This is a genomic window from Streptomyces phyllanthi (assembly GCF_009377205.1).
Taxonomy (GTDB): domain Bacteria; phylum Actinomycetota; class Actinomycetes; order Streptomycetales; family Streptomycetaceae; genus Streptomyces; species Streptomyces phyllanthi.
Genome location: NZ_VJZE01000589.1, coordinates 1 through 4,750, shown reverse-complemented (window position 1 = coordinate 4,750; position 4,750 = coordinate 1). Strand labels below are relative to the sequence as shown.

Annotated in this window: 4 protein-coding genes and 1 pseudogene; 4 read left to right on the top strand and 1 reads right to left on the bottom strand. The window is 74.1% G+C overall.

Translation table 11 applies throughout. The annotated features are described in order from the left end of the window. The first annotated feature begins 300 nt into the window (after positions 1 to 300). From FNH04_RS41480 to FNH04_RS41465, 4 genes are read left to right on the top strand one after another with little or no spacing between them, the layout of a single operon-like run. A complete protein-coding gene (locus tag FNH04_RS41480) occupies positions 301 to 933 on the top strand; it encodes a transcriptional regulator (RefSeq protein WP_228031935.1) in 633 nt (210 codons plus the stop codon). A 53-nt stretch (positions 934 to 986) separates the two neighbouring features. Further along, a complete protein-coding gene (locus tag FNH04_RS41475; protein WP_322725377.1) occupies positions 987 to 1,643 on the top strand; it encodes a toxin-antitoxin system, toxin component in 657 nt (218 codons plus the stop codon). Beyond that, complete coding sequence (locus FNH04_RS41470) at positions 1,640 to 3,088, top strand: MAB_1171c family putative transporter (protein WP_228031934.1); 1,449 nt, start codon at positions 1,640 to 1,642, stop codon at positions 3,086 to 3,088. The genes FNH04_RS41475 and FNH04_RS41470 overlap by 4 nt, the downstream gene beginning before the upstream one ends. Continuing rightward, on the top strand, positions 3,081 to 4,481 hold the full coding sequence (locus tag FNH04_RS41465) for an FAD-dependent monooxygenase family protein (protein WP_194236992.1): 1,401 nt from the start codon (positions 3,081 to 3,083) through the stop codon (positions 4,479 to 4,481). Before FNH04_RS41470 ends, FNH04_RS41465 begins: the two co-directional genes overlap by 8 nt. Positions 4,482 to 4,636: 155 nt before the next feature. Here FNH04_RS41465 and FNH04_RS41460 read toward each other — a convergent pair. Next, positions 4,637 to 4,750 (bottom strand): annotated as a pseudogene (locus FNH04_RS41460) (SMP-30/gluconolactonase/LRE family protein); the annotation flags it as partial.

Below are 4,750 nucleotides of genomic sequence, written 5' to 3'. Positions count from 1 at the left end.
GCGGGACGGGTGGACTGTGCGCGCTCGGGCTGTGCGGGCTCGGTCTGTGCGGGGCTGGTGCTGGTCATGGGGTCCTTCCGGGGGCTTGCCGTTCGGGCTTCCGGTTCCTCTGGCTTCCTTCGTGCCTTCCTCGTTCTGCTCGCCCTCGCGGTTCGATATGCCGGATGGTGGCCGTGACCTCGGACGGGGCCGTAGAAGTGAAGCACTTCCGCCGGGCCGCGGGAAACGATCGTTCGTAAAAACACAACGATCGTTGGACTTTCGTGGGTGGGGACGGTCCGGGACGCGTACTGTCGGGCCGTGCTTCCTCTCCCCGAGACACTCGCGCGCCTTGAGGCGCGCATCACCGAGGCGGAACTCGACCGGGGCGAACTCCTCGGCGTACGGGGCCTCTCCAGGAGAACGGCGTTGCGCGAGAGCGAGGTCGAGGCCCTGCTGAGCGGCGCGGAACCGCCTGACGAGCCGGTCGACGACCGGGTGCGGGGGCGGGTGCGAGCACTGCACGAGGCGTATCTCGCCCGGACCGGCAAGCGGACGGCCGATGTCTGCAAGGAGGTGGCGGCCCGGCTCGGGATCAGCCCCGAGTGGGCGCGCCAGCTCCTCCTCGGCAAGAAGATGCCCAACGTGCCCGATCTGACCGAGCTCGCGCGCTTCTTCGGCACCGAGCACGGCACCATGTTCTTCACGGACCCCGCCGCCACCGCGCTGAACAGGGAACTCGACCGTCTCCTGAGGGAGTTGGAGGGCGCGGCACAGGACGGCGCCGCCCTCCTCCAGTTCGCCACCCGCCACGGTGTCGTCACCCTGGCCCTCCGTTCCGGCCGGCGTCTGACGCCCCGTAAGCAGGAGGCCCTCGCGGTCATGCTGGAGGGCCTGCTGAGCGGGGACGGCGATGGAGACGGGGACTCGGACGAGCCGGCGGAAGGCCGGTGAGCGCCGGGAGGGCGCGGCTGCGGGCGCCGGCCGACCGGGGCGTCGCCCGGTTCGTGGGCACGCGTGCCGGGAGACGGCTCGCCGCCGCTCTCGCCTCCTTGCGGACCGGGGCCGGGATGCGGAAGCTCCTGGCCGAGCTGACCGCCGGTCTCGAGGCGCGGGTGGACGGGCCGGTCGGCGTACGGGAGTTGTGCGCGGCCCTGTGCGAGGCGATGGGTGAGCGCAGGGGCGGGCGTCGGGTCGATCTGCGGTTCGAGCGGTTCCCGGACGAGATCGAAGTGACCGGTCTCTGGCTGGAGTTCCAGGACTTCGACCTGGTCATCGTCGAGGAGCGCGCCGAGGCGGTGCAGCAACTGGTCATCCTGGGACATGAGTTGTGGCACATGCACGCCGGGCACTGCCACCGCCACGCGGCCGGCACGGACGCCGCCGTCCGCGCGCTGGCCGGCGAGCCCGGCTGGCGGGAGCGCGCCCTCTCCCCCAAGCTCTCGGCCGCGCTGGAGCAGGGAGGTACCCCCATCGCCGCCCGCAACGGCTCCCGCCAGGCCGACGAGCGCGAGGCCGACGACTTCGGCCATCGGCTCGCCGCCGGGCTCCGTACGTGGATGGCCGGCCCGGGCCCGGACGACCAGGGGTCCGCCGACCCCCTGTGCAGGGTCATCCAGACGTCCCTCGGCTACCACGGGCCACAGAGCGGACCACGGAGATGACCGCCGCGCCGGTCCCGGGGGCGGGCCTCCCGACGAGCGCGGTGGCACAGCACCTGGTGCTGCGTCCGTCAGGCCATCCGGCAGCGGATCCCTCCGGCCACCGGACGGCACTGGACCCCTCCGGCCCTCTGGCCCTGGATCCCTCCGGCGCGCTCGGTCAGCTGTACATCTCCTTCTGGATACCGACGGCCGTGCTCACCGCCGCCCTGGTGATCAAGCTGCCCAGCATCGTCAAACTGTGGCGGGACCCGCTGCTCCGCGCGGTCGGCGGGCTGCTGCTGCTCGCCTGCGCGGTCTTCGTCTTCGCGGCGCCGCCGACCATCGCCCGGGTCAACCGGATCACTGGCGTGCCGAACATCTCCGCGCCCTGGGTGTACTCGCTCATCACCGCGTTCTGCGCGTCCTGTCTGCTGCTGATCCTCGCCTGGCGGGGCGGCCCGTCCGACCGGCCGGGGGCGACCCGCCGTGCCATGCGGTGGGTGATCGGCGTCTACAGCGCGGTGATCGTCTCCCTGTGGGTGCTGTTCGCGCTCGCGGACACCCCGGTGGAGCGGCTGCGCGATCTGGACACGTACTACGCCACCACGCCCTTCATGCGTGAGGAGATCGTCCTCTATCTCGTCGCCCACACCGTGGCGGTCCTGATCACCTACCGGCTGGTCCGCAACTGGGTCCGCACCGACGGGCTGGACGCCTGGCTGCGCTGGGGCCTGAAGTTCCTCGGCGTCGGCTACGCGCTGAACCTGGTGTACGACTCCGCCAAGCTGACCTCCGTCCTCGCCCGCTGGACCGGGCACGACCTGGACTGGCTGTCCACGGACCTGGCCCCGCCGGTGGCCGCCGTCTCGGCCACGCTGGTAGCGGTCGGCTTCATCCTTCCGCACGCCGGCCAGTACCTCCACGGCCGTCTTCGGGTACGGCTCGGCCACTGGCGGCTGCGGCCCCTGTACCTGCTGCTGCGGACCGCCGGCGGCTCCGGAGTGCCGTTCGTCCTGCGGGCCGCCCCGGAGCTGCGCCTCACCCGCCGCGAGACGTTCATCCGCGACGTACTGCTGCAACTGGCCCGCCACTTCGACGAGGGCCTGCTGCGGCGGTCGTACGACGCGGCCGTCGACCTGGGTCACGAGCCCGGCCGGGCGAGGGCGCTCGCCGCCGCCGTGACGATCCGGGACGCCCTGGCGGTCCAGGAGGCCGTCGCGGCGCGGAAGCGGTCGGCGCACCCGGCCGGGGTCGACGGCCCGGCACCCACGCCCCCCTGGACCTCCCCGTCGGCGCCGGCATCCCTGTCATCTCAGGCCTCCCCGTCATCGTCGGCCTCGCCCGACACCACGGACCTGCTGCGGGAGATCGAGGCCGTGTCCAGGGTCCTGCGTCACACCGACGAGATCGAGGCCGTCCGCGTCCGGGCGGCCGCAGCAGCAGAGAGCGTGCCCGCACATGAGTGATCGTCCCCGTTCCACCCGGTCCGCCGTCGTCCTCGGCGGATCACACGCCGGGATGCTCGCGGCCCGCGCCCTGGTCGGTCACGCGCACACCGTGACGATCGTCGAACGCGACGTCCTGCCCGACGGGCCCGAGCCCCGCCGTGGCCTGCCCCAGGCGCGCCACGCCCACCTGCTGTGGTCCGGCGGTCTCCGGGCCGTCGAGAACCTCGTACCCGGCGCCACCGAGCAGCTGCTCGCGGCCGGGGCCCACCGGCTGGCGCTCACGACGGACATGGTCGCGCTGGCCCCGCAGGGCTGGTTCCGGCGCTGGCCCGCCTCGCACCACCTGCTGCTGGCCGGCCGGGACCTGCTGGACGCGACGATCCGCGCCCAGGTCCTCGACGACGACCGGATCAGGCTGGTGGAGCGCACCGAGGTGGTGGGGCTGGTGGGTACGTCCGCCGCCGTCACCGGCGTACGGGTCCGCGGGGCCGACGGTACGGAGCGCACCCTCGCGGCCGACCTGGTCGTCGACGCCACGGGCCGCGCCTCCCGGGCGCCCCGGTGGCTGGCCGCGCTCGGGCTGCCCGCACCCGCGCGGCGGGAGGTCGACTCCGGTCTCGCGTACGCCAGCCGGGTGTACCTCGCCCCCGAGCAGGCCCGGGGCGGCTACCCGGTCGTCAACGTGCAGCCCGACCCGCGTGCCGGGGGTCCGGGCCGGGGTGCGGTGCTGCTGCCCATCGAGGGCGGCCGGTGGCTCGTCACCCTCTCCGGCACACGGGGCGGCGAGCCCCCGGCGACGGACGACGACTTCCTGCGGTTCCCCCTGGAGGAGCTGCGCCATCCGGTGATCGGTGAGCTCCTCGCCGGGGCCGAGCCGCTGACCGAGGTGGCGTTCACCCGCTCGACGGTCAACCGGCGTCACCACTACGAGCGGATGGCCCGCTGGCCGGAGAACTTCACCGTCCTCGGCGACGCGCTCGCCGCGTACAACCCCGTCTACGGGCACGGCATGTCGGTCGCCGCCCAGAGCGCGGTGGCGCTCCGCGAGGTGATCCGCCGGGACGGCTGGGGTGCCCCGGGGCTCGCCCGCCGCGCCCAGCGGGCGATGGCCCGTCCCGTGAACGCGGCCTGGGACCTCGCCACCAGTCAGGACGTGTTCTACCCGGGGGCGACGCACGGCGGCCCGACGCTGCGCGAGCGGCTGGTCGCCGCGTACGTCGACCGTCTCCTGCTCACCGCCACCGGCAACGGACGCGTGGCGCGCCGCCTGACGGATGTGACCTCGCTGGAGCGCGGGGCGGAGGTGCTGTTCACGCCGGGTGTTCTGCTGGCCGCCGCGGTCGGGCCGCTGCGGCCGCCGTTGGCGGGGCCGCCGCTGACCTCCGAGGAGTTCAAGGCCGTGGGGCTCTGACCGCCGGGGGCTGCCGCCACGAGGCGGTTGAGCGCCGTCGGGCCCGGGGGTTCGTCGCGGGGTGCGGGTTGTCCGTGGCCGGGCGCGCGGTTCCCCGCGCCCCTGAGAGACCGCGCCCCTGACGGGGCGCGCCCTCTCTGGGGGCCTCGGGTGGTTCAGCCCGCGAACGCCCGCTGCTCCAGGCCCTTGCCCGCCCCCGGGATCACCAGGAGCGATCCCGACAGCGGGGGCGGGGCCTCCAGGCCCGTGCGGGCCGTGGTGACGTAGAG

Bases quoted from the DNA above. Each gene is read 5' to 3' on its own strand.
- FNH04_RS41465 (WP_194236992.1), top strand. From the start codon at position 3,081: ATGAGTGATCGTCCCCGTTCCACCCGGTCCGCCGTCGTCCTCGGCGGA.
- FNH04_RS41470 (WP_228031934.1), top strand. From the start codon at position 1,640: ATGACCGCCGCGCCGGTCCCGGGGGCGGGCCTCCCGACGAGCGCGGTG.